Raw genomic sequence first — 24380 nt, 5'->3', positions numbered from 1 at the left:
AAGCCCGCGTGACGACTCTCGTCACGCGGGCTCGTGTGGCTCGCCGCGCGCAAGGCGCGGCCCTCCGGTGTCAGTGCAGCTGATCGACCATCAGCGACATGATCTGCTTTGCTTGCGACGACGAATCGACATCGCCCTTATCGTCGACAACGGCTACACGCGTCTGGTTCGGCGTCACCGCACGCACGTTCACGCGATATTGCTTGGCGACCTTTTCCTTGCGGCCGTGGAACACCTGGCTCCAGAAGCCCTGCTCGGCCGACGTCATGTCCTTCGGATCGACATAGCGAACGAAGTACAGGCCGCGGGTCCGATCGCGGTCGTCGACGGTGAAGTTGCTGCGATCGAGCGCGAGACCGACGCGCAACCATGCGCGGTCATACGGCTCGCCGAGCGTCAGTTCTGTCGACGAAGCCTGCGCCGACGTCTCCGCCGCCGACGAAGGATCCCGCACCGGCTGTTGCGCAGCCAGCGCCACGTTCTGCGCTGCCGTCGCAGCCGCCGCCGACTTCGCGCCGCCCGCGGCCGCGTTCGGCGCGGCTTGCGAGCCGGACGGCGAAACGGCTGCCGTATCCGACAGGCTGGCCGTCTTCGTGCCTGCGTCGTTCCTGGCGAGCGTCGCCATCAGACGCTTCAGGTATTCGGTTTCGAGCGCGGGGTCGTTCGGCTTCGGCTCCCACTTGCTCGTGTCGTTGTTCGTGCCGCTGAGCGCTTCGCGCAGGCCCTTCTGGCTGATGAACACGTAGGTGCCGCCGTTCGGCGCCGCTTCGAGACGCGTGCGGTACTTGTTGCGCTCTGCCGTGACGTACGAGTTGCCCATCGCCTTCGACAGCGTGCTGCGGATCAGGCCGTCGTTGATGGAAGGATGGGTTTCGTTCCAGTCCGTTTCCATCACGCCCTTGTCGCGCTGGTCGACGACGAGCAGAAAACCCTGTTCCTGCCAGAAACGGCGGATCTGCGGCCACGCCTTGTCCGGGCTCTGGTTGTCGAGCACGAGCCAGCTTTCCGTGCCGTCGCGCTGAATGTGCATGCCGTTGACCACGGGGGCGACAGCCGCGCCCGCGGTGGGCGCATCGCTCTGTACCTGCTGCAGCGTCGACAGCGAGGTTTGACCGCTTTGCGGCGGCAGCGAACGCTGGTCCGAGGTTTCCTCGAGCATGTTCGGCGGAACAGCGAGTGACACTTCCTTCGATTTCGAGTCGCTCTTGTAGTCGATCTTGCTCGGCGACGACGTGCCGCAGCCGGCGACCAGCCCGCCTGCCATCAGCAATGCTGCAAACCGCTTGGTGAGACGAAGTTCAGTCATGTTCCAGGAATCCTTCCTATAAGCCACGGAAGCCACGGCATGTCCGTGGACTAACCCATCATTTTACCGGGCCGGCGACACGAAGTGCAAAAAGCGGGAATCCGCACGCTTTCTGGCGCTTTCGATCGCAACACAGCCGGGCCAGCCGGCGTTCCGCCAGCGCGGTTCGCATCGCGAACCTGGACGACGCCGGACGCATGGCGTCCAGGCCGCCCGCATCATCTCATAATGAATCGGCGCACCGGTAAATCAGCCTGATTTCGCGTGGATTTTTAACGTTTCGCCACATTTATGCACGCGGCAGAACCGGCCGCGCTCCTTGCCGCATGTCATTGATTTTCCGCGCCTAAATCTGCTTTATCAGCATGCTTGCTTTTGAGATAACTGCGCGCTCCTTTCAGGTTGGTGAATCGCATCTCAAAACCCCGGTGATATCTTGAATTAACGATCTCGAAAATGGGCCGAATGCCCACGGGGAGCCGCACCATGTCATTCATCAATACACGTCCGACGATCGTTCTCGCCGTGTTCGCGTTGAGCGCGACCATTTTCGCTGCCGGCGACGCCCGCGCCGAACTCGGCGGCACGATGCCAGTGCAGCAAGCGGGCGACACAGCGCAGCAGCGCCTGTTACCAGGAAGCACCGTCCGCGTACGCTCGACTGTCGATGCGGGCGGCACGACCATCAACGAATATGCCACCGCCGATGGCCTCATCTTCGCGTGCGCATGGCAGGGCCCGACCATGCCCGATCTCACGCAACTGCTTGGGCCCTATGCCAGGCGATATCAGGCGCAAGCGGCAGCCCAACTGGATACGACGGGCGCGCTCCATGCGTCTCGCGTCGAGCAGCCGGACGTCGTCGTCGAGACGGGCGGACAGATGCGCAGCTATGTCGGCCGCGCGTGGTTGCCCGCGGCCGTCCCGCCCGGCGTGTCGCTGACGAGCTTGCGCTGACGGAGTCCGCGATGAACCATGCATTGACATCCGCGGTCCACCGGACGCAGGCCGCCGCCATCACGATCGCCAGCATCATCATTCTCCTCGTACAGACGGCATGCGGCGGAGGCGGCGGATCGGACACATCGAATAACGCCGGCACGCCGACCCAAACGACGCCCGCATCACCCGCCACCACGCCGGGTAGCACGCCCGTGTCGACTAGCACGCCTGTCACACCGGTGCCGCAATCGACGATTCCCAATGTGCACCCCATTGCCGTGACTTCGACGGCGACGCAGACCCGCAATATGCTCACGACGAGCGTCACGGTGTGCGCGCCGGGTACGTCGAATTGCGCGACGATCGACAACATCCAGGTCGATACCGGTTCGCAGGGTCTGCGCGTGCTCGCATCGCAACTGCCGGCGAGCCTCGCGCTGCCGGCAGTCGCCGCTGTTCCGCCGTCAGGATCGACGAACCAGATCAACGGCGAATGCAGCGTGTTCGGCACCGGCTTCACGTGGGGCGCCGTGCGCACCGCCGATATCCGCATGGCCGGTCAGCTTGCGTCAGGCATCTCTATCCAGGTGATCGCCGATCCGTCCGTCCCGGCCGTGCCGTCCGACTGCGCCGCATCAGGTCTCCCGATGATGACGCCCGGCTCGCTTCGCGTGAACGGCATTCTCGGCGTGGGTCTGTTTTCCGTCGATTGCGGCGGCGCCTGCGTCAACTCGGCCGTACCGCGCTGGTACTACGCGTGCGATGCGTCGGGCGCGTGCGTGTCGACCAGACAGCCGCTCGCGCAACAGGTAGTCAATCCGATCAGCCAGTTCGCGCTCGACAACAACGGTGTCGTGATCGACCTGCCCGACATAGGTCCGAATGGTGCACCAGCCGTAGATGGATCGATGATCTTCGGCATCGGCACACAGGCGAACAACACGCTCGGAAGTGCCACCGTGCTGAAAGCCAATTCGGTGACAGGCTATGTCACCACCTCTGTCAATGGGCAGCGCTACTCGCAAAGCTTTATCGACAGCGGCTCGAACGGCCTCTTCTTTCCAAGCGCGACACTCGCGCGCTGCGGCGTATGGTGGTGCCCAGCTTCGACTCAATCGCTAAGCGCTACGTTGACAGGCACCGACGGCACCTCGACATCATCGGCGTTCTCGATCGCCAACTCTCAAGCCCTGTTCGCAACGCAAAACTATGCGTTCAACAACCTCGGCGGGCCATCGACAGCGTTCGATTGGGGCCTGCCGTTCTTCTTCGGACGCCGCATCTATACCGCGATCGAGTCGCGAATGACGTCGGCGGGACGAGGCCCATACTACGCGTTTTGAGTGCGCGTTCACTCTCAACCGATGACTGGTTACAGCGCGATTCCTGGCGCGAGTATCAAAGAAGCACACACCCGCGCCAGCCACGTCACACTCAGTTGCCGAGTACGATGCCGATACCCGCACGCACAATCGTGCTGTTACTGCCCGACGATGCTACGCCTGCATTGAGATTGATCGTCCCCTTCTCGTTCCAGCGCGACACCCCAAGCCCGAATGCCGCCTGCCCCCGGTAGCCGGCGACACCCGCATTGAGCGTCGTGCGTCCGGGCAGATACGGCGTGACGATCTGCAAAGCCGATGCCGACGCAATGCCCTTTCGCGTGCTTCGATCGAGATCGTGGATAGACTGATTCGCCTGATCGACCGCCGAGTTCAACTGGTTCAGGTTGACGGCGTCCGTGCCTTGTGTGCCTGGCGCGACGTTGACGATCTGCCGCTCACTGCCCGGCTGACCGACCGACACGGTATTCGCCCGGTTCGCAACCGCCCCTGATCCCAGCGCGACCGCTCCCGCCGCCACCGCCTGACTGCCCGCGCCGAACGCCGAAGCATCCGTGCTGTTTGCCAAAGCGTTTGCCCCGATGGCGGTCGTCGACGTACCAACCGATTGCGCGCCACCGCCAAGCGCCGTTGCCTGATCGCCGTTGGCGACGGCAGCCGCGCCTACCGCCGTGGCATGCGTGCCGTTAGAAGACGCGGCTTCCGTCGCAGTATTGCCGTTTGCGCTGACGAACGCTGAGGCGCCGGTCTCTATGTTGATGACCCGGTTCAACGCCGCGTTCAACTGACTCACGTTGACTGCGTCGGTTGCGGAGACGCCACTCGCGAGGTTGTGAATGACCGTGCCGCCGGCCGTGCCCTGCCCGAGCGTCACGCTCGTGTAATCGACCTGGCCGCCCGTGTTGTCATAAACCACGGCGCTCGTCACATTGCCGTTACCGTCGATCAGACCCGCCTGCTTCAACTGCGCGACGTTCACTGCATCCGTGTCCGCCGTGCCCGCAGCAACATGCGTGATCTGCCGTTCGTTGCCCGTCGATCCCACCGACACCGAATTGGCGCGATCGGCCACCGCGTTCGCACCGAGCGCGACCGAATTCGAGAACGCCGCCTGTGCGCCGCCACCGATCGCCACGGAATTGGCGCCAGTCGCGATCGAATCGGCCAGTGTCGAATTCGCGTGGAAGTAACGCGGCTCGACGCCGCTGTTGATCACATTGCTGAGTGCGACGTTCAGGTCGTTGATCGCATTGGTATTGCTCGTGACGCGCCCGTCGAGATTGCCGAGCGCATCGCCCACATTGCGGAACTCACTGCCGCCGATGCGATAGGTCGGCGCGACGATCGTTCCATCCGCCGCCACTGTTGCCTCGCCACCAAGCGCCGACGCAACGCTCGCGCCCAATCCATGCAACTGGCTGCCGTTGACCGCGTCATGACTGGATGCGTCGACGACGCCATCGGCCACATTGCCGAGCCGCACGGGCGCACTCGCTGCCGCGCCGCCCAATGTGACGGCGTCATGCGCGGGCGAGTCGTAGGTGACAGCATCCGCGAGACCAGCCGACACCGCGCCCCGCAATTGGCCGACATTGACCGCGTCCGTATCGGCCGTGCCCGCTGCGACGTTAACGATCTGGCGTTGCAATGTCGCGTTGCCGACCGACACCGTGTTCGCCCGGTCTGCCTTCGCATTCGCGCCCAACGCAATCGCGCCGCTCGCCGTTGCAATGCTGTTCGTTCCCAACGCTATCCCGTCCAGGGCGGCGAAACCCGTCAATGCGTTCACACCGAAAGCGAGCGAGCGCTGCCCCGTAGCGACCGCAAACGAGCCCAGCCCGAGTGAATCGAGCCCTTCGGCATCGGCCATATAGCCGATCGACACGCCTCTGTCCGCATTGAACCCAGTCGACGCGCCATAGCCGATCACGACCGAATTCATGGCCAGTGCCGCCGACCGCGAGCCGATCGCCGTCGACCCGGTGCGAATCGCACCGGCGCCCGCCCCGACAGCCAGCGCATAGTCTCCCGATGCGTTCGCAGACGGCCCGATGGCCATCGTGTTCAGCGTGTTCGCTGCCGTGGTCGGCGCGCCCGTCAGCACGTTGTTGCTTACCGCGATGTAGTCGGTGACGGGTGCTGCGCGCACCGCCGACGGTGTACAGGTCGCTGTACCCAGGCTCATCGCAACGGCCACACCCGCGTATCCGCGCCGGCTCAAACGCCCGTCTGCGCGACACGACCTCGAAGAAGACAGCTCACGTTCAACACCCGTTACGTTCTGCAAATTGCTCATCCCAACCCTTGCTACAGATAACACCTCTTTCCCCGGCGCACGGCACCCCACGATTTTCGGAACCACCATTTTGGATACCGAATTAATGTAGATACGGTATTCAATGCATGATGATTCCCGCACCCGTAGAGATGCCTCCTACGTATCGCCACTTCTTCGTTGGTGATTACGACGGGCAAATCCTACGGATACAACGCTAGCGCCCATACAAGAAAACTCCCAAATGAGGAAATTTTGGCTTGTTCACGCTAATTCATGGCAAATGGCAACGCGCAAGACGCGAAGCAAAGACCGACGATAGACAAAGAGACCCGCGCGACGAACGTGCGCGAATGAGTCAAACGATACCGACAGCAGCAAGCGAAGCCAACCTGGCCGATCGGACTAGGAGTCGCCGCGAGCGAGCACCCGTTCGAGCGCCATCGAACGCGCGGCTTCCTCGGCTTCCTCAGCGGTGTCGAACACGCTGCCCGACACATGGACCTGATGCCATTCGGGATTGTCGGCAGCGTCGCGGAAAATGCGGAAGCGCGCGCAGTAGCCGCGCGGCGTGACGGGCACCACGTCGATGTCGACGGATGCGCCTTCGATCTGATGTCTGACGAAGCCGTCCATGCTGCCCTCCTGACTTCCGCGTTACTCGCAGAAATCCTAGCACGGCGGATTCAGGGCGATGCGTGCGTCGCAGCATGCCCGCCGCGACGGCGCCGGCGTTATTCGTCGGAGTGCGTGTCTTCGGCCGGTGACGACGCTTTCACGAGGCGCGCAGGCGCCAGCCAGCGGAACGCAGTCTGGCCGCTCGCGTCGTAGGTGCATTCCGCTGCGGCAGGGGTCGCGGTCTTTTGCGGCTGCGTCTTTGCGAAAGCTGCCATCACAGGAGCAAGCAGCCCGGCTTCGAAGATGTTGGTGTTGGGCGGCTTCGCGACAGCCGCTTCCGATGCCGTCTGCGGATGCTCGAGCGAGCCTTCGACGACCACGCGGCTGCCGTGAATCGCCGTGCCGCTGTGATTGATCCGAAGCGTGTCCCCGGCGGAAAGCTCGCCAGCCGACTGCCGCATCGTCTGCTCGCATGCGCTCGTGTTCGTGTACACGGCCGCGCATCCCGCGGACACAGCGGCGGCAATCAAGCAGCAGGCGATAACAGGAGTGCGGGTCTTCATCGATATTCCATCAATCAGGGCGACGGCCATTGTAGCGTACGCGTCCCATGCGGACATGACGCGCGGGCCTTACGAAAGCACAAGGGCGCCTCGCGGGCGCCCTTGCAGCAGCAATCCTTCAGCAAACAGCGCTCAGTCTTCCCAGCTATCCGGCAGACTCTGCGTGAGGGTCGACACGAAGTTCGCGGTTTCCGGCTGCTTCGGCCGCGTGAAGATGTCGCGCGAATGGCCCTGCTCGACGATCGAGCCGTTGCTCAGAAACACCACATTGCGCGCGATCGACGCGGCGAGCCGCAGATCGTGCGTCGCCATCAGCATGGTCATGCCTTCTTTCGCGAGCTGGCGCAGCACTTCGACCACTTCGGCGGCGAGGCCCGGATCGAGCGCGGAAGTCGGCTCGTCGCACAGCAGCACTTCGGGCGACGGCGCGAGCGCGCGAGCAATCGCCACACGCTGCTGCTGCCCGCCCGACAGCGTGACCGGCCACGCATCGGCCTTGTGCGCGATACCCACCTTTTCCAGCAGTTCGAGCGCCCGCACACGGGCGCGTTCGCGGTCCCACTTCTGCACGGTGATGAGCCCTTCCATCACGTTCTCGACGACCGTGCGATGCGGAAACAGCTGAAAGTTCTGAAACACCATGCCCGTGCGGCGGCGCATCGCGAGCACGGCTTCTTTAGACGGCTTCTCCGTGCGGCTGAACTGGATGCGCTGATCGCCCAGTTCGAGCGAGCCGGCTTCGGGAATTTCGAGCAGGTTCACGCAGCGCAGCAGCGTGCTCTTGCCGCTGCCCGACGGGCCGATCAACGCTGTCACGTTGCCTTGCGCGAGCGCAAGGTCGACGCTATTCAGCACGCGATGATCGCCGAAATACTTTTCGATTTTGTCGAGGCGGATCATCGTTCAGTTACCCGATGTGAACAGCGCGTGACGGCCGAAACGGCGCTCCAGCCGCACCTGCGCCGACGACAGCACCGAGCTGAACACCAGATAGATCAGCGCGGCTTCCGTATAAAGAATCAGCGGCTCGTAAGTCACCGACGCAATGCGTTGCGCGGCCTGGAAAATTTCCGGCACGGTCAGCACGGCAGCGAGCGACGTGTCCTTCACGAGCGCGATGAATGAATTCGACAGCGGCGGCAGCGCGACGCGCGCCGCCTGCGGCAGGATCGCGCGGCGCAGTGCCTGCGCGCGCGTCATGCCCATCGAATACGCGGCTTCCCACTGCCCTTTAGGGATCGACTCGATCACGCCGCGTATCACTTCCGAGTTATACGCGCCGACATTCAGCGAGAAGCCGATGATGGCCGCCGTCAGCGGATCGAGCACGATCCCGACATTCGGCAGGCCATAGAAGATAACGAACAGTTGGACCAGCAGCGGCGAGCCGCGAAACAGCCACACATAGAAGCGCACGATCGCCACCGACCAGCCCGGTCCGAACAGCCGGACGAGCGCGACGATAAACGCCAGCGCGATACCGATCGCAAACGACACGAGCGTCAACGGCACGGTGAACACGAGGCCCGCGTACAGCAGCGGCCACAGCGAGTCACCCATCAGGTGCAACCATGCAGGCATGATTCAGGCTCGCCTTTTACTTACTTGGAAACGTCTTTGCCGAAGTACTTCTCGGAGATCTTCGCGTACGTGCCGTCCGCCTTGATCTCGGCCAGCGCCTTGTTGATCGCGGCCTGCAGTTCAGGATTGCCCTTGCGGATCAGCACAGCCGAGTGGTCCGAGCTGTCCGATGCCGTATCGACAGCGGCGATCTTCACCTTCGCGTCCGGCTTGTGCTTCTTGAAGTCGAGGAACGACAGCGAGTCGTTGACCGTTGCATCGACGCGGCCCGACGTCAGCAGGTCGATCGATTCATTGAAGCCCTGCACGGGAATCACTTCCGCGCCGTGCGCCGTCGCGATCTTGCCGAAGTTGCTGGTCAGCGTGTTGGCCGACTTCTTGCCCTTCAGATCGTCGAAGCCCTTGATCGTGTTGTTGTCCGAACGCACGATCAGCGCGGCGTGCGACACGATGTACGGGTCCGAGAAGTCGTACTTCTGCTTGCGCGCGTCGGTGACGGCCACTTCGTTGATCACGGCGTCGTAGCGGTTTGCGTCGAGACCGGCGATCAGGCCGTCCCACTTGCCTTCGACGAACTCGGCCTTCACACCCAGCTTCGCCGCGATCGCGCGGGCGATCTCAATGTCGAAGCCCGTCAGCTGGTTCGACGCATCGTGGTACGTGAACGGCGCGTAGGTGCCTTCCGTGCCGACCTTGAAGGCGCCGGCGGACTTGATCTTCGCGAGGTCGTCGGCGGCGAATGCGGCCGTTGCCGTAGCGACTTGCAGCAGGCCGATCAGCAGAAGGGATCGAATCGACTTCATAGGGTTGTGCTCCGAGGTTCGTTTTGTCCGGTATAGCGTTTTATCTGCAGGAACACCCGTCCGGCAGCGTGGGCGGACTGTAGCAAACGGTCCTTATTTCCACAACGCATTAGAAGGCTTATGTATATGCCGCGGCGGAATAAACTAGACCGAAATACCCAGGTTGGCAATCGGCAAGTATACGGTGGCGGGGCAAACCCCTGCAGGGCATGGGGCCTTGCGGCCTTCCCGCCCGGGTCCACCGGCGAGGCGCGCAAGCATACCCGAAAACGAAAACGGCCGCTCCCGCCGCGCAGAGGCGGGAGCGGCCGTGCTTGCCGGCGCCGCGTTCAGCGCTCGACGGGATGCGGCTCTTTCAGCTTGTTCGCGACCCTTACCGCGTCGTAGTAAGCGGCATTCGGCGGACGCTTCAGATATTGCCCCGCGCCGCGCTGCGCGCGCAGGTCGCCGTCGGCCCAAGCGTGCGCACCGCGCGTGAACGTATGCATTGCGACGCCCTGCACCGTCATGCCTTCGAACACGTTGAAATCGACCTTCTGATGATGCGTCTTCACCGAGATCGTCTTCGTCGCGGCCGGATCCCAGATCACGAGATCGGCGTCCGCGCCGACCTGCACGGCGCCTTTGCGCGGATACAGGTTGAATATCTGCGCGGCATTGGCCGATGTGATGCGCACGAACTCATTCGGCGTGATGCGTCCTTTGTTCACGCCTTCATGCCACAGCACCGACATCCGGTCTTCCACGCCGCCGCAACCGTTCGGGATCTTCGTAAAGTCTTCGCGGCCCATGGCCTTCTGCGACGCGCAGAACACGCAGTGGTCGGTGGCCGTCGTATGCAACTGGCCCGCTTGCAGCCCGCGCCACAACGCCTCGCGATGCTCGCTCGTGCGGAACGGCGGGCTCATCACGTGCGCGGCGGCACGTGTCCAGTCGGGATCGCGATACACGGATTCGTCGATCACCAGATGCCCCGGCAGCACTTCGCCGAACACGCGCTGCCCTTCGTTGCGGGCGCGCGAAATCGCTTCGACGGCTTCTTTCGCTGACACGTGCACGATATACACGGGCACGCCGAGCACCTGCGCAATGCGGATCGCCCGATTCGCTGCCTCGCCTTCGACTTCAGGCGGGCGCGACAACGGATGCGCCTCAGGTCCCCTGAAGCCTTTAGCCAGCAACTGCTTTTGCAACTGGAACACGAGTTCGCCGTTCTCCGCGTGTACCGTGGGCAATGCGCCGAGTTCGAGCGAACGCGAGAAGCTGTTCACGAGCACTTCGTCGTCGGCCATGATCGCGTTCTTGTAGGCCATGAAGTGCTTGAAGCTCGACACGCCATGCTCATGCACGAGCGTACCCATGTCTTTATAGACAGAGTCGTCCCACCACGTCACCGCCACATGAAAGCCATAATCCGAGGATGCCTTCTCCGCCCAGCCGCGCCATTCCCTGAACGCGTCCATCAGCGGCTGCTTCGGGCTCGGAATCACGAAGTCGATAATGCTCGTCGTGCCGCCCGACAGACCCGCTGCCGTGCCAGTATAAAAATCGTCGCTGGCCGTCGTGCCCATGAAGGGCAGTTCCATATGCGTGTGCGGATCGATGCCGCCCGGCATCACGTACTGGTCGTGCGCATCGACGATATTCACGCCCGCGGGCGGATCGATCGTGCGATCGATCTGCAGGATCGTGCCGCCATCCTGCGGGTCCGCGATCAACACGTCGGCTCTGTGCGTGCGGTCCGCGTCGATTACCGTGCCGCCGCGAATCAGGGTTGTCATGCGTGCCTCCTCCGTCAAATGTTCAATCGCACACTTATGCGTTCGCCATGCTCGCGCCAGGGCTGCGGCGCAGCTTCATCCACGTGCCGTACACAATCGATGCCAGCGCCAGACCCACGAACCACGCATACGTATAGAGCGTATTGAAGAATGCGGGCACATTGGGAAACGACGCGGGAAACGCGGTATGCAGAAAGCCCGGCAGATTCGGCAGCACGCCGATCAGCAGCGCCACCACGGCCGCGATATTCCAGCCGCCCGTGTAGCTATACTCACCGTTCTCGTCGAACAGTTCGCGCTGATCGAGGCGCGTGCCGCGAATAAAGAAGTAATCGACCATCAGGATGCCCGCGACGGGTCCGAGCAGCGCCGAATAGCCGACGAGCCACGTGAAGATATAACCCTGCGTGGTCGCGAGAATCTTCCACGGCATCATCACGATCGCGATGGTCGCGGTGATCATGCCGCCCGCGCGATACGAAATGCCCTTCGGCCACAGACTCGAAAAGTCATACGCGGGACCGACCAGGTTCGCCGCGAGATTGCAGCACATCGTATCGAGCGTGAGGATGATGAGCGCGACGCCAACACCGATGCCCGTCATGCGGCTCGTCAGATCGATCGGGTCCCAGATCGCCTTGCCGTAGATCACGACCGTCGCCGACGTCACGACCACCGAGATCACCGACAGCAATGCCATCGGCACCGGCAAGCCAATCGACTGCCCGACGATCTGGTCGCGCTGCGTCCTCGCAAAACGCGTGAAGTCAGGAATGTTCAGCGCGAGCGTCGCCCAGAAGCCGACCATTGCTGTCAGGCCAGGCCAGAACGTGACCCAGAAGAGCCCTTCTTTCTTTCCGCCCGGCGCGAATTGCGAAGGCGCCGACAACATCGAGCCCACGCCGCCCGCTTTCGACGTCGCCCACCACACGAGCGCGATGCACATCACGACCTTGATCGGCGCGGACCAGCTTTCGAGCCAGCGGATCGAATCGGTGCCATGCACGATGAAGTAGATCTGCAATGCCCAGAATGCGAGGAAGCATGCGAGCTGACCGATCGAGATGTCGAGGAACGGCAGTGCCGCGCCATGCAGCGCATTACCCGTCAGGATGTTGAGCAGCGTATAGATCGCGCTGCCGCCGAGCCACGTCTGGATGCCGTACCAGCCGCACGCGACGATCGCGCGCAGCATCGCGGGCAATTTCGCGCCCTGCGTGCCGAACGACGAGCGCACCAGCACCGCATACGGAATGCCGTGCTTCGCGCCCGCGTGACCGATCAGCAGCATCGGCACCAGCACGATCAGGTTGCCGAGCAGCACGGTCATCACTGCCTGCCACGGCGACATGCCCTCTTCCGTCAGCCCGGCGGCGAGCATGTACGACGCAATGTTCATCACCATGCCGACCCACAACGCGGCGAAGTGATACCACTTCCACGTGCGCTGCGCCGGGCCCGTCGGCGCAAGGTCTTCGTTATAGAGACTGCTGCCGTGCGGCGTGTCGGCCGGTTGCGCTGTCTGCTTCATCGATGAGATCTCCAGTTGATCGCTCGTTGAGTGCTCTTTTTTATGCTGATCGTCTTCAGGCCGCTTTCGGTTCGGCTGGTGCGCCCGCTGTTTCAGGTGCATCGGCCGCGACCCGCGCCGGATTGTTCGGATGCGTGGTCCAGTTCGCGTACTCGCCGCTATCGACGCGCTCCATCGTGATGCATTGCTCGACCGGGCATACATGCATGCAAAGATTGCACCCGACGCATTCCGCATCGACGACTTCGAAATGGCGCTTGCCGTCCTTCTCGCGCGTAATCGCCTGATGCGACGTGTCTTCGCAGGCGATGTGACAGAGGCCGCACTGGATGCACTTGTCCTGATCGATACGCGCCTTGATGTCGTACTTCATGTTCAGGTACTTCCAGTCGGTGACGTTCTGCACCGCGCGGCCGCGAATGTCGTCGAGCGTCCCGTAGCCTTTTTCGTCCATCCAGTTCGACAGACCATCGGCGAGATCGGAAACGATGCGAAAGCCGTAGTGCATGGCCGCCGTGCAGACCTGCACGCTGCCCGCGCCGAGCACCATGAATTCGGCCGCATCGCGCCACGACGAAATGCCGCCGATGCCGGAGATCGGCAGATCCGGCGTCTCCGGGTCGCGCGCGATTTCAGCAACCATGTTCAATGCGATTGGCTTCACGGCCGGGCCGCAGTAACCGCCGTGCGTACCTTTGCCATCGACGGTCGGCATCGGCGCCATCTGGTCGAGATCGACGGCGACGATCGAGTTGATCGTGTTGATCAGCGACACGCCATCCGCGCCGCCCTTGTATGCGGCACGCGAGCCCATGCGGATATCGCTGATGTTCGGCGTGAGCTTCACGAGGCATGGCAGCTTGGTGCCTTCCTTGACCCAGCGCGTGACCATCTCGATGTATTCGGGCACCTGACCAACAGCCGAACCCATGCCGCGCTCGCTCATGCCGTGCGGACAACCGAAATTCAATTCGACAGCATCTGCGCCCGTGTCTTCGACCTGCGTAAGAATCCATTTCCAGTCACGCTCGTTGCACGGCACCATCAGCGATACGATCAGCGCGCGATCGGGCCAGTCGCGCTTGACCTGTTCGATCTCGCGTAGATTCACATCGAGTGGACGGTCGGTAATCAGTTCGATGTTGTTCAGGCCCGCCATGCGCTGGCCGTTCCATTGCACCGCGCCGTAACGCGAGCTGACGTTGACCACATGCGGATCTAGCCCGAGCGTCTTCCAGACGACGCCGCCCCAGCCTGCCTCGAACGCGCGGTTGACGTTATAGGCTTTATCGGTGGGCGGCGCGGACGCGAGCCAGAAAGGATTCGGCGACGTGATGCCGGCAATCGTGCAGCGAAGATCGGCCATGTTCGGCTCCGTGGGGATTCGGTTTTTATCTGTGCTGTGTGCTGGCGCGTCAGGCTGCCTTGACTGCAGCGAGCGCGAACGCCGCATCGATCGATGCCGCCGCGAGCTTGCCGTCCTGCACAGCCTGCACGGTCAGATCGATGCCGCCGGAAGCCGCGCAATCGCCACCTGCCCACACGTTGTCCAGCGACGTGCGCAGGTCTGCGTCGACAGCGAGGCGGCTTTGATCGAGCGTCAACAGTGCATGATCGAGTCCGATGGCAACGAGCGTCTGGCCGATCGCCTTAAGCACCATGTCGGCTTCGAGCGTGAAGCGCTCCGTGCTGCCGTCGCTTGCGGTGCGCTCGAACTCGACGCCGGTTACCACGCCGTCGCTGCCGGTCAGACGCACGGGCTTCGCATGCGTGACGAGCGTCACGCCCTGCATTTGCGCAAAATCGCGCTCGGCCCACGTCGCGCTCATCGATTCGACGCCGCGCCGATAGACCATCGTCACGCTCGTCGCGCCGAGCTTGCGGCTTTGGGCGGCGGCATCGACCGCCGTATTGCCGCCGCCGATCACAACAACGCGGCGGCCTACAGGCACCGTGCCGAGATCACGCGCTTGACGTACCTGCTCGATGAAATCGACGGCATTCATCACGCCGTTCAGTGCTTCGCCTTCGAGTTGAAGTGCGCGCACGCCTGCGAGACCAACGCCGAGAAACACTGCGTCGTGTTGTTGACGCAGCGTATCGAGCGACACATCATGGCCCAATTGCACGCCTGTTTTCAGTTCGATGCCACCGACCGACAACAGCCATTGCACTTCGCGTTGCGCGAAATCATCGACGGTTTTGTATGCCGCAATACCGTATTCGTTGAGGCCGCCGCCTTTGTCGTGCGCGTCGTAAATCGTCACGCGATGACCGGCAACCGCAAGCCGATGCGCGCATGCCAGCCCCGCTGGACCCGCGCCGACCACGGCCACATGTCGCCCGCTATCGGGTGCGCGTTTGAATTGCACTGCGTCGCGCGCCATCGCCCAATCGGTTGCATGACGCTGCAATGCGCCGATCGCAACAGGCTTCGCGTCCTGATGATTGCGCACGCAGGCGCCTTCGCAAAGAATCTCGGTCGGGCACACACGCGAGCACATGCCGCCTAGTGGATTCGCGGAAAGAATGTCGGTCGCGGCGCCCTTCAGATTGCCGTTGCCGATCTTGCGGATAAAGCTCGGAATGTCGATCTGCGTCGGACACGCCTGCACACACGGCGCGTCGTAGCAGTAGTGACAGCGGCTCGCGGCCGCGGCGGCGGCAGTGGGATCGAGCAGCGGCGCGATATCGGCGAATTCGCATGAAAGCTGTTCGGACGACAGGCGGTGCGCCGCAATGTCGCCGTTTTGCTTGATGGCCATACGTATTCCTTCGTCAAGGTGAGGACGTAGCCGTGCCTGCCGGCTTCGCTCGAACGAAGTCGGGACGGCGTGTTTTATGGGTAAAACAGTGCAGCCTTAAAGCATCAACGAGGTCTTACGATGCGGGTTCGCAGGCGCGCTCCAGCATCGCGTGCAGCAACACGTTTGCGCCCGCCTCGATCCATTCGGGCGTCGCGTCTTCGATTTCGTTGTGACTGATGCCATCCACGCACGGCACGAACACCATCGATGTCGGTGCGACCTGCGACAGATAACAGGCATCGTGGCCCGCGCCCGACACCATGTCGCGATGCGGATAGCCAAAGCGTTCGGCAGCGGCACGCACGGACGTCACGCACGCCGCATCGAACTTGACGGGCTCGTAGTAAAAGATCTGTTCGAGTTGCGTTTCGAGGCCGATGCCGCCCGCGATCTTCGCGACGCCTTCACGCAATGCCGCGTCCATCTTCGCGAGCACGGCATCGTCGGGATGACGGAAATCGACCGTGAAGAACACGCGCCCCGGAATCACGTTGCGCGAGTTCGGATGCACCTGCATCATGCCGACCGTTGCGCACGCAAGCGGCGCATGATCGAGGCCGATGCGGTTCACGAGATCGACCACGCGCGCGGCGCCGAGCAATGCATCCTTGCGGCGCGGCATTGGCGTCGGACCCGCATGCGCTTCCTGGCCCGTCAGCGTGATTTCGTACCAGCGCTGTCCTTGCGCGTCAGTGACGACACCGATCGTCTTCTGCTCTGCTTCGAGTATCGGCCCCTGCTCGATATGCAGTTCGAACGCGGCATGCAGCGGCCGGCCACCGCAGGGCACATCGCCCGCATAGCCGATGCGCTTCAGTTCCTCGCCGATCGTCTTGCCATCGACATCCTTGCGCGACAGACCATAGTCGAGCGTGAAGACGCCCGCGAACACGCCGGACGCCACCATCGCGGGCGCAAAGCGCGAGCCTTCCTCGTTGGTCCAGATCACGACCTCGATGGGATGCTCGGTCTCGATGCCGCGATCGTTGAGACTGCGGATTACTTCGAGCCCGCCGAGCACGCCATAGATGCCGTCGAAGCGGCCGCCCGTCGGTTGCGAGTCCGCGTGCGAACCCGTCATCACGGGCAGCGCATCCGGGTTCGTGCCTGCGCGCCGCATGAATACGTTGCCCATCTGATCAACGCTGATCGTGCAGCCCGCCTCTTTTGCCCAGCTGACGATGAGGTCGCGCCCTTCCTTGTCGAGATCGGTGAGCGCGAGACGGCATACACCGCCCTTTTGCGTCGCGCCGATTTTCGCCATCGTCATCAGACTGTCCCACAGGCGTTTGCCGTTGACGGTGATCGACGTATCGAGTCCGTGTTTCAACGCTTCGGATACCGCATTCATTCGTCTTGCTCCTCTGGATCAATACGCTTTGCAGTTCAACCGCGAGCGGCATGGCAGCCTCTCGCGACGAAGTGAAACTGGTGCATCGGCCGCGGCTTCGAATTCGCCTTGGGGCATACATGCACTCGGGACGTGCATGCTTCGATATCCCCCTGCGTCCACGTAAACCCTGACCTTCGGTTGCTTCGCGAATCCTGTCCGGTTGGACAGGTTGTAGCCGATTAAAAACATCAAATCAATGACTTTTGTGCGGCGAATGACAGACCGTGACAAGAGCGAGAAGCGTGCCATTGCGATGCAGCACGACATGACGCGGGATCAACCAAACGTTGAATGCGTTGCTGTCGATTGCGAAATGAGCGGCTAGAATGAAGCGCGACGCGGCACCGAAGCCGCGCGAGGCCAACGATGAGACACGACGACACGGCAGTGAGCGAGACCGACAACGACGAAGCGCCCGCACCTTTGCGGCGGCGCAAGGCTCACATTCGCGAGAGCAACGAAACGCATCTTCTGGCGTGCGCGGAGGCCGTTTTTGCGGAGCGTGGCTTCGAAGGCGCGAGCACCGCGATGATTGCAGAGCGCGCCGGCTTACCGAAAGCCAACGTCCATTACTACTTCCCGACCAAGCTCGCACTCTATCGGCGCGTGCTCGAAGACCTGTTCGAAGACTGGCATCGCGCGGCGAATACGTTCGAAGGCAGCGACGATCCCGTCGAAGCAATCGGCGGCTATGTGCGCGCCAAGATGGAACTGTCGCGGCGGCGGCCGCTCGGCTCGAAGGTGTGGGCGAACGAGATCATTCACGGCGCGGAGCACATGCACGACATTCTCGAGCAACGCGTGAAGCCCTGGCTGGAGACGCGCGTGACCGTCATCGACGACTGGGTTGCGCGCGGCCTGCTCGCGGAAGTCGACGCGCAAACGCTGATGTACATGATCTGGGCGACCACGCAGCACTACGCGGATTTCGATGCGCAGATACGCGCGCTGGGCGGCAAGCGCGCGTTGTCACAGAAGGCTTTCGATGCGACGACGGAGCAGGTCGTGCAACTCGTGATACGTGCCTGCGGGGCGAAGTCTCCGTCTGCTACGTCGAAAACCTGAAAGCCTGCTGCGTTCAATACGTTTCCAGATGAAGACGCCCTTCGCGTTTGAGCTTTTGCCACAGCACGTCCCATTCGAGACCATGCTGATCGGCGATGTCCTTCAGCGACTGCAACACGCCATCTTCCATGCCCTTCAGTCCGCACACGTAGATGAAGGTGTTGTCATCGCGCAGCAGTTGTGCGACGTCGACAGCACGCTCGCGCATCGCATCCTGCACATAGCGCTTCGGCTCGCCGGGCGTGCGTGAAAACGCGAGGTTGGTATCGATGAAATCTTTCGGCAGGTTCGTCAACGGGCCGAAGTAAGGCAGCTCTTCTTTCGTGCGCGCGCCGAAGAACAGCATCAGCTTGCCCGTCGCGCCCTTCAGCCTGCGCCTGCGGCGATACTCGGTCATTGCGCGCATCGGCGCGGAACCCGTGCCCGTGCAGATCATCAGCAGATGCGAATTCGGATGGTTCGGCATCAGAAACGTGCTGCCGAATGGGCCGATCACGTTGACCACGTCACCCTTCTTCAGATCACACAGATAGTTCGAGCACACGCCGTTTGCAGCGTTACCCTGATAGTCCTGCGTCACGCGCTTCACGGTCAGCGACACGTTGTTGTAGCCGGGCCGCTCGCCATCACGCGGGCTCGCAATCGAATACTGGCGCGCATGATGCGCGCGGCCATCGGTGGCACTACCCGGCGGCAGAATGCCGATCGACTGCCCTTCGAGCACGGGGAACGGCATCGCGCCGAAATCGAGCACGATGTGATGGATGTCGCTCTCGGTTGCTTCGTCCGTCAGCCGGTAATTGCCGACGACGGTCGCCGTCGTCGGATTCTTGTGCGTGTAGAGGTTCACATACGGACGCGCCGCGGACCACGGCGGCACCACGGCACCGCGCACGGTGTCGACTTCGATGCCCTGCGCTTCGTCGGTATCGACGCTGCCTGCAGCGTTGTCAGTCGCCGGAGCTTCTGTGACGGACGGCAACGCCATCGTGCCCTGCTCCGGCAGCACGTCCCACGTGTACTGCTCGTCGATGCTATAGGCGTCGGCCTTCAACACGGTGCGCCAGTTGTCGATTGCGCCCGTCGGACAAGGCGGCACGCACGCCATGCAACCATTGCATACGTCGGGCATCACGACGTAGTTCGTGCCGTCGTGCGTGATCGCATCGATCGGGCAGGTCTCTTCGCATGTGTTGCAGCGAATGCAGATCTCCGGATCGATCAGATGTTGCTTGAGCACTTCGATCGGTACGGGCGCGTTCATGATCGTTCTGCCTTTTGCTTTAACGGTGCGTTCAGTTGAAGCGCACGTATTCGAAGTCGACGGGCTGGCGATTGATACCCATGGCAGGCGGCGCGATCCAGTTCGCGAACTTGCCGGGTTCAGCCACGCGCCCCATCAGCGATGCCACGTACGCGCGGTCTTCCGCAGTCGGCAGCCATTTCGATTCGTTCGCGGCCCATTCGGTCTCGCTGATCACGCGGCCATCGGGCGACACGCGCGTGCCCGCGAAGGTACCGATCTGCCGATTGAACGCCTTGTGCGGCACAGTCAGCCGGAAGTCGATGCCCGCCTTCTCCAGCACCTTGTTCCAGCGCCCGACACCCGCGACGGAATCCTTGATGTAGTCGTCGCGCAGCACTTCGTTCATCGCGTTGAGCATGGGCACTTCGCGCTCGACCAGCTTGCCGTCTGCGACATCGAGCAGCTTGTAGCTCTGTCCCGTGAGTTGATGATCGTCGTCGCGCTTCGTTTCCTCGTAACGGCCTTTGAGGCCCGAGCTGTAGAACGTCGCCGCATTCGACGACTGATCGGCACCGAACAGATCGATCGTGACCGAATAGTGGAAGTTCAGATAACGCTGGATGGTCGGCAGATCGATCACGCCTGCTGCGCGAATCTTCGCGACGTCATCCGTCTTCAGTTCGTTCATCACCTGCGCGGTGCGCTGCACGACGCGCGACACGCCCGACTCGCCGACGAACATGTGATGCGCTTCTTCCGTCAGCATGAACTTCGTTGTGCGCGCAAGCGGATCGAATCCGGATTCGGCGAGCGCGCTCAACTGGAACTTGCCGTCGCGGTCCGTGAAATACGTGAACATATAGAACGCGAGCCAGTCGGGCGTCTTCTCGTTGAATGCGCCGAGAATGCGAGGATTGTCGTCATCGCCCGAGCGGCGGCCGAGCAACGCTTCCGCTTCTTCGCGACCGTCACGGCCGAAGTAACGATGCAGCAGATACACCATCGCCCACAGATGACGGCCTTCCTCGACGTTCACCTGAAACAGGTTGCGCAGGTCGTACATCGACGGCGCCGTCAGGCCGAGGTGACGCTGCTGTTCGACGGAAGCCGGCTCCGTATCGCCCTGCGTGACGATGATGCGACGCAGGTTCGCGCGATGCTCGCCCGGCACTTCCTGCCATGCCGCCTCGCCCTTGTGCTCGCCGAAGTTGATCTTGCGTTCCTGATCGCCAGGCGCGAGAAAAATACCCCAGCGGTAATCGGGCATCTTCACGTAATCGAAATGCGCCCAGCCGCCAGGATCGACGCTGGTTGCCGTGCGCAGATAGACGTCGAAGTTGTGCGAGCCGTCGGGGCCCATGTCGCCCCACCACGACAGGAAATTCGGCTGCCATTGCTCCAGTGCGCGTTGCAGCGTGCGATCGTCGGCGAGGTTGACGTTGTTCGGAATCTTGTCGGTGTAGTTGATCGTGGACATGTCGGTTCCTTGAGCGCGGTGCGTTCGTTCGATGTGCGAGAGGCTTCGTATCGGCGCGATGTTGTTGTGCGTTCAGACGGTGTGCGTTACACGCGCGACACGTCGAATTGCGCCTTGCTGCCCTTGCCGTACACCTTGAGCGCACCCTTCTCGCCCACCGCGTTCGGCCGGTTGAAAATCCAGTTCTGCCACGCCGTCAGACGGCCGAAGATGCGCGTCTCCATCGTCTCGCGGCCGTTGAAGCGCAGATTGGCTTCCATGCCCGTCAGCGCGTCGGGCGACATCGCCGCGCGTTCCTCGAGTGCGATGCGGATTTCGTCGGCCCAGTCGATATCGTCCGGCGATGCAGTCACGAGGCCGAGGCGTTCCGCTTCCACGGGCTTAACGGGCTGGCCGATTTTGGCGCGCACGGCGTCGAGCGGTTGCGTCTCTTCGTAGAAACGCCGCGCAAGCCGCGATTGATGCGTGACCATCGGATACAGGCCGAAGTTGACTTCCGACAGCGTGATCGCCGGTTCTTCGTCCTCGTTCGCGGGCAGCGCGGCCATGTAGGTGCGGTCCGCGGCGAACGCGAATTCGGCAAACGTACCGGCAAAGCACGAGCCCGGCTCGATCAGCGCGAACAGCGAACGCGACGACACGTCGATGCGCGCGAGCGTGCGACGCAGCAGCCCGATCGTTTCGCGCACGAACCAGTGGTCTTGGTGTTGCAGCAGCGTCGCATCGGCAGCGAGCACGGCGCGCGCATCGCCTTCCGTTTTGAGGATCCACGTGCCGATATCGAGTTCGTTGGTGCGCATCGACAGGATCGCGTCGTCGAGTTCGCGTGCGAACTGCAGCGGCCACCAGTTCGCGCCTTTTGTGACGATGGATTCGATATCGGTCGGCTGATCGGTTGTCGGCGCTTTTGCTGTGAAGGTGGCGGTGCGTTTGGCGCGATCGATGGTCACGTCGAGCGTTGCGTACGTGAGTCCATCTTCGCGGTCCGTGCGTTCGACGCGCGTCAACGCGATGCCTCGCGCGCCGGCGGGACGATCGCTTTGCTGCGCGAGTTCCAGTGCGCGGGCGGCAATGGCCTGCTCGAACTGGTTCGGCTTCACGACTTCATCGACGAGACGCCATTCTTTGGCGCGCGCGCCGCGAATGCCTTCGACGACGGTGCAGAAGATGTCCGCGCGATCGTGCCGCACCTTGCGCTTGTCGGTGACACGCGTGAGCCCGCCCGTGCCCGGCAGCACGCCGAGCAGCGGCACTTCCGGCAACGCGACCGACGACGACCGGTCGTCGACCAGATAGATCTCGTCACACGCGAGCGCCAGTTCATATCCGCCGCCCGCGCATGAACCGTTGACGGCTGCAAGAAACTTCAGGCCCGAGTGGCGCGACGAGTCCTCGATGCCATTGCGGGTCTCGTTCGTGAACTTGCAGAAGTTGACCTTCCATGCATGCGACGACAGGCCGAGCATGAAGATATTGGCACCCGAGCAGAACACGCGGTCCTTCAGGCTCGTGACGACGACCGTGCGGACCTCCGGATGCTCGAAGCGGATGCGCTGGAGTGCATCGTGCAGTTCGATATCGACGCCCAGGTCGTATGAATTCAACTTCAGCTTGTAGCCGTCGCGGATGCCGCCGTCTTCGGCGATATCAATGCCGAGCGTGGCCACCGGGCCGTTGAACGAGAGTTTCCAGTGCTTGTACTGCGAGGGATCGGTGCGGTAGTCGACTCGCACGGCGGCGTTGTCTGCCGGGGACATGGCTGCGGACATGGGGCGTCTCCTGAGGCGGATGCAGATTGTTTTAACGAACAATAGTGCACCGTCACAGCCGTGTAAAGCACTTTACTTCATGTTGTCGGGTTATCCCTGGCGCGATCGCGATGCCGGCGACCGCGTCACATGCATTACGTTTCGTCGCCCAGTTCCGCGGCGAGGCGCGCCGCGAGGCGGTCGCGCAGTTGCAGATAGGCGTCCGCGAGTGTGCGCTCGCTCGTGTCGAAGATCATGTCGGCGCGGCCGTACAGTTCGCTGCGGCCCGCAAGAATGCGCTTGAGGTCTTCCATCGCCTCCTTGTTGCCCGACATCGGCCGCAGATCGCCCTGCGCGACCACGCGGCGCATGTGCTCCTCGGGACTGGCCTGCAGCCACACGGTGAAACAGTGCGCGAGCAGCGCATTGAACGTGGCGGGCTCCGACACCAATCCGCCCGGCGACGCGATCACGGCCCGCTCGTGCTCGCCGATCACGGCCTCCAGCGCACGCTGCTCATACCGGCGATATGCGCTCGCGCCGTACAGCGAATGGATCTCCGCCGGCGGGCAGCCTGCCATCTGCTGGATCACCTTCGTGATCTCGATGAACGGCACCTTGCGCTCCTGCGCGAGCATGCGGCCAAGCGTCGATTTCCCGGCGCCGCGCAGCCCGATCAGCGCGATGCGGTCCTTGCGATGCGGGTCGCGCGGCGCCTGCGCGAACATCTCCGACAGCGCGACACGCGCCCGCTGCAACGCCGCCTGGTCGCGACCGTGCAGCAACTCGCGGATCAGCAGCCATTCCGCCGACGCGGTAGTTTCATCGCCGATCACTTCGGCAAGCGGACAGTTCAGGGTTGCCGCGATCTGCCGCAGCACCAGCACCGACGCGTTGCCGACGCCCGATTCGAGGTTCGCGAGGTGCCGCTCGGACAGGCCGGTTTCCGATGCCAGCGTCTTGCGCGTCATGCCGCGTCTCGCGCGCAGCAGACGCACGCGCTCGCCCATTGCGGTCAGAAACGGATCGCGTTCTTCACGTTCGGTTTTCGGCGCATCGTCCCCGGCGCCCGGGGTGGACGATGTGCTATCGGCAGCAGCGGAGTAAGTTTGGTTCATGTCGCGAAGCCTCATCGACTAGGTATATGTACTATAGTGCTTGACATGCTCTAGGTGAACGGTTAATTTTCGCCGCATATCGATGCAATAACAACGCCGTAAGCCGTCCACCGGATGGCATAGGCAAAATCGGAGACGATCGGCGGCATCGCGCATGAACTAAGGTGCGTGTCGACCGGCAGCAATCATCTTGCATGAGGCCCGAGCAAGGTCCAGACGGGTGCAGGCGTCACAGCGCCCGCTTCGTCCGATGCACTCGCTCGAGCCGACAGGAGGCAAGCATGTCCCCACAGGATTTTCAGCGCCTGATCGCGGGCGTGACCGCGCAGCTTGACGGTCGCCCGCTCGACGCTGCGCTGGCCGGATGGCTGAACACGACCTGGCCCGCAGACAGCGCGACCTATGCGGAGCTCGCCGACGCATGCCGCGTCGGCGTCGCCGAAGGCTGGCTGTGCAATCGCGAGCACGGCGGCATCCGTTACGGCCGCGTCCTCAAGCCCACGCCCGACACGCACGGTTTTTCCGTCGACGTCGTCGACATGCAGGACATTGCCGGTCCGCACCATGTGCATCCGAACGGCGAAATCGATCTGATCATGCCGCTCACGCGCGGTGCGACCTTCGACGGTCATCCTGCAGGATGGTGCGTCTATGGTCCCGGCAGCGCGCACCGCCCGACTGTCGCGCAGGGTCAGGCGCTCGTGCTGTATCTGCTGCCGCAAGGTGCAATCGAATTCACGCGGGACGCGAGCGCGGTCTAAAGCGCCAGCACGTCCCCACTAT

The 24380-nt window shown here is 62.8% G+C and carries 19 protein-coding genes and 1 pseudogene; 4 read left to right on the top strand and 16 right to left on the bottom strand.

All coding sequences use genetic code 11. From position 1 onward, the window contains the following. Positions 1–70: 70 nt before the first annotated feature. Positions 71–1306: an outer membrane protein assembly factor BamC gene (gene bamC, locus G3O01_RS17980; protein WP_205806493.1), complete on the bottom strand. Its 1236-nt coding sequence runs from the start codon at positions 1304–1306 to the stop codon at positions 71–73. A gap of 486 nt (positions 1307–1792) precedes the next feature. Here bamC and G3O01_RS17975 point away from each other — a divergent pair, with 486 nt between their 5' ends. Together G3O01_RS17975 and G3O01_RS17970 are read left to right on the top strand one after the other, a co-directional pair. After that, positions 1793–2263, top strand: coding sequence for a DUF2844 domain-containing protein (locus tag G3O01_RS17975; RefSeq protein ID WP_205806492.1), 471 nt, complete (start codon positions 1793–1795; stop codon positions 2261–2263). An 11-nt stretch (positions 2264–2274) separates the two neighbouring features. Continuing rightward, positions 2275–3591, top strand: coding sequence for a DUF3443 domain-containing protein (locus tag G3O01_RS17970; protein ID WP_205806491.1), 1317 nt, complete (start codon positions 2275–2277; stop codon positions 3589–3591). A gap of 91 nt (positions 3592–3682) precedes the next feature. Here G3O01_RS17970 and G3O01_RS17965 read toward each other — a convergent pair whose 3' ends face one another. The 11 genes from G3O01_RS17965 to G3O01_RS17915 all read right to left on the bottom strand — a co-directional run bounded on the left by G3O01_RS17965 (position 3683) and on the right by G3O01_RS17915 (position 16901). Next, positions 3683–5776 (bottom strand): YadA-like family protein, encoded by a 2094-nt coding sequence (locus G3O01_RS17965; protein ID WP_241024056.1) that lies wholly within the window; start codon positions 5774–5776, stop codon positions 3683–3685. A gap of 495 nt (positions 5777–6271) precedes the next feature. Continuing rightward, on the bottom strand, positions 6272–6502 hold the full coding sequence (locus G3O01_RS17960) for a hypothetical protein (RefSeq protein WP_205806489.1): 231 nt from the start codon (positions 6500–6502) through the stop codon (positions 6272–6274). 98 nt (positions 6503–6600) lie between these two features. Further along, entirely contained in the window at positions 6601–7047 is a 447-nt protein-coding gene (locus G3O01_RS17955; protein WP_205806488.1) for a hypothetical protein, read from the bottom strand. A 132-nt stretch (positions 7048–7179) separates the two neighbouring features. After that, positions 7180–7947: an amino acid ABC transporter ATP-binding protein gene (locus G3O01_RS17950; RefSeq protein WP_205806487.1), complete on the bottom strand. Its 768-nt coding sequence runs from the start codon at positions 7945–7947 to the stop codon at positions 7180–7182. A 3-nt stretch (positions 7948–7950) separates the two neighbouring features. Beyond that, a complete protein-coding gene (locus G3O01_RS17945) occupies positions 7951–8628 on the bottom strand; it encodes an ABC transporter permease subunit (RefSeq protein ID WP_109480135.1) in 678 nt (225 codons plus the stop codon). A 20-nt stretch (positions 8629–8648) separates the two neighbouring features. Then, complete coding sequence (locus G3O01_RS17940; RefSeq protein WP_205806486.1) at positions 8649–9431, bottom strand: amino acid ABC transporter substrate-binding protein; 783 nt, start codon at positions 9429–9431, stop codon at positions 8649–8651. A 329-nt stretch (positions 9432–9760) separates the two neighbouring features. Then, a complete protein-coding gene (hydA, locus tag G3O01_RS17935; protein ID WP_205806485.1) occupies positions 9761–11212 on the bottom strand; it encodes a dihydropyrimidinase in 1452 nt (483 codons plus the stop codon). Between the two features lie 34 nt (positions 11213–11246). After that, the gene (locus tag G3O01_RS17930) at positions 11247–12743 is read right to left on the bottom strand and encodes an NCS1 family nucleobase:cation symporter-1 (protein WP_205806484.1); all 1497 of its coding nucleotides are present in this window, start codon (positions 12741–12743) and stop codon (positions 11247–11249) included. A 55-nt stretch (positions 12744–12798) separates the two neighbouring features. Then, entirely contained in the window at positions 12799–14109 is a 1311-nt protein-coding gene (preA, locus tag G3O01_RS17925) for an NAD-dependent dihydropyrimidine dehydrogenase subunit PreA (protein ID WP_205806483.1), read from the bottom strand. Positions 14110–14158: 49 nt separating this feature from the next. Further along, positions 14159–15508, bottom strand: a complete 1350-nt coding sequence (locus G3O01_RS17920) for an NAD(P)-dependent oxidoreductase (RefSeq protein ID WP_205806482.1) — start codon at positions 15506–15508, stop codon at positions 14159–14161. 115 nt (positions 15509–15623) lie between these two features. Beyond that, entirely contained in the window at positions 15624–16901 is a 1278-nt protein-coding gene (locus G3O01_RS17915; protein ID WP_205806481.1) for a Zn-dependent hydrolase, read from the bottom strand. A gap of 368 nt (positions 16902–17269) precedes the next feature. Here G3O01_RS17915 and G3O01_RS17910 point away from each other — a divergent pair. Beyond that, positions 17270–18008, top strand: a pseudogene (locus tag G3O01_RS17910) (TetR/AcrR family transcriptional regulator). Between the two features lie 13 nt (positions 18009–18021). Here G3O01_RS17910 and boxA read toward each other — a convergent pair. The 4 genes from boxA to G3O01_RS17890 form a co-directional block, all read right to left on the bottom strand. After that, on the bottom strand, positions 18022–19272 hold the full coding sequence (boxA, locus tag G3O01_RS17905; RefSeq protein WP_205806479.1) for a benzoyl-CoA 2,3-epoxidase subunit BoxA: 1251 nt from the start codon (positions 19270–19272) through the stop codon (positions 18022–18024). 31 nt (positions 19273–19303) lie between these two features. After that, complete coding sequence (gene boxB / locus G3O01_RS17900) at positions 19304–20731, bottom strand: benzoyl-CoA 2,3-epoxidase subunit BoxB (protein ID WP_205806478.1); 1428 nt, start codon at positions 20729–20731, stop codon at positions 19304–19306. An 86-nt stretch (positions 20732–20817) separates the two neighbouring features. Continuing rightward, positions 20818–22488, bottom strand: a complete 1671-nt coding sequence (boxC, locus tag G3O01_RS17895) for a 2,3-epoxybenzoyl-CoA dihydrolase (protein ID WP_205806659.1) — start codon at positions 22486–22488, stop codon at positions 20818–20820. A 146-nt stretch (positions 22489–22634) separates the two neighbouring features. Next, positions 22635–23597, bottom strand: a complete 963-nt coding sequence (locus G3O01_RS17890) for a helix-turn-helix transcriptional regulator (RefSeq protein ID WP_205806477.1) — start codon at positions 23595–23597, stop codon at positions 22635–22637. A 281-nt stretch (positions 23598–23878) separates the two neighbouring features. Here G3O01_RS17890 and G3O01_RS17885 point away from each other — a divergent pair, with 281 nt between their 5' ends. Further along, positions 23879–24358, top strand: a complete 480-nt coding sequence (locus G3O01_RS17885) for a DUF4863 family protein (protein WP_205806476.1) — start codon at positions 23879–23881, stop codon at positions 24356–24358. The last annotated feature ends 22 nt before the right edge of the window (positions 24359–24380 follow it).

The organism is Burkholderia sp. Ac-20365, assembly GCF_017104715.1.
Classification (GTDB): Bacteria; Pseudomonadota; Gammaproteobacteria; order Burkholderiales; family Burkholderiaceae; genus Paraburkholderia.
This window is presented reverse-complemented; position numbering and strand designations above follow the sequence as displayed.

Coding starts and splice junctions, on each gene's coding strand:
- boxC (WP_205806659.1), bottom strand. CDS start 22,488: ATGTCCCCGGCAGACAACGCCGCCGTGCGAGTCGACTACCGCACCGAT.
- G3O01_RS17885 (WP_205806476.1), top strand. CDS start 23,879: ATGTCCCCACAGGATTTTCAGCGCCTGATCGCGGGCGTGACCGCGCAG.
- G3O01_RS17970 (WP_205806491.1), top strand. CDS start 2,275: ATGAACCATGCATTGACATCCGCGGTCCACCGGACGCAGGCCGCCGCC.
- G3O01_RS17960 (WP_205806489.1), bottom strand. CDS start 6,502: ATGGACGGCTTCGTCAGACATCAGATCGAAGGCGCATCCGTCGACATC.
- G3O01_RS17920 (WP_205806482.1), bottom strand. CDS start 15,508: ATGGCCATCAAGCAAAACGGCGACATTGCGGCGCACCGCCTGTCGTCC.
- G3O01_RS17890 (WP_205806477.1), bottom strand. CDS start 23,597: ATGAACCAAACTTACTCCGCTGCTGCCGATAGCACATCGTCCACCCCG.
- G3O01_RS17975 (WP_205806492.1), top strand. CDS start 1,793: ATGTCATTCATCAATACACGTCCGACGATCGTTCTCGCCGTGTTCGCG.
- G3O01_RS17945 (WP_109480135.1), bottom strand. CDS start 8,628: ATGCCTGCATGGTTGCACCTGATGGGTGACTCGCTGTGGCCGCTGCTG.
- boxB (WP_205806478.1), bottom strand. CDS start 20,731: ATGTCCACGATCAACTACACCGACAAGATTCCGAACAACGTCAACCTC.
- G3O01_RS17950 (WP_205806487.1), bottom strand. CDS start 7,947: ATGATCCGCCTCGACAAAATCGAAAAGTATTTCGGCGATCATCGCGTG.
- boxA (WP_205806479.1), bottom strand. CDS start 19,272: ATGAACGCGCCCGTACCGATCGAAGTGCTCAAGCAACATCTGATCGAT.
- G3O01_RS17940 (WP_205806486.1), bottom strand. CDS start 9,431: ATGAAGTCGATTCGATCCCTTCTGCTGATCGGCCTGCTGCAAGTCGCT.
- G3O01_RS17965 (WP_241024056.1), bottom strand. CDS start 5,776: ATGAGCCTGGGTACAGCGACCTGTACACCGTCGGCGGTGCGCGCAGCA.
- bamC (WP_205806493.1), bottom strand. CDS start 1,306: ATGACTGAACTTCGTCTCACCAAGCGGTTTGCAGCATTGCTGATGGCA.
- hydA (WP_205806485.1), bottom strand. CDS start 11,212: ATGACAACCCTGATTCGCGGCGGCACGGTAATCGACGCGGACCGCACG.
- G3O01_RS17955 (WP_205806488.1), bottom strand. CDS start 7,047: ATGAAGACCCGCACTCCTGTTATCGCCTGCTGCTTGATTGCCGCCGCT.
- G3O01_RS17930 (WP_205806484.1), bottom strand. CDS start 12,743: ATGAAGCAGACAGCGCAACCGGCCGACACGCCGCACGGCAGCAGTCTC.
- preA (WP_205806483.1), bottom strand. CDS start 14,109: ATGGCCGATCTTCGCTGCACGATTGCCGGCATCACGTCGCCGAATCCT.
- G3O01_RS17915 (WP_205806481.1), bottom strand. CDS start 16,901: ATGAATGCGGTATCCGAAGCGTTGAAACACGGACTCGATACGTCGATC.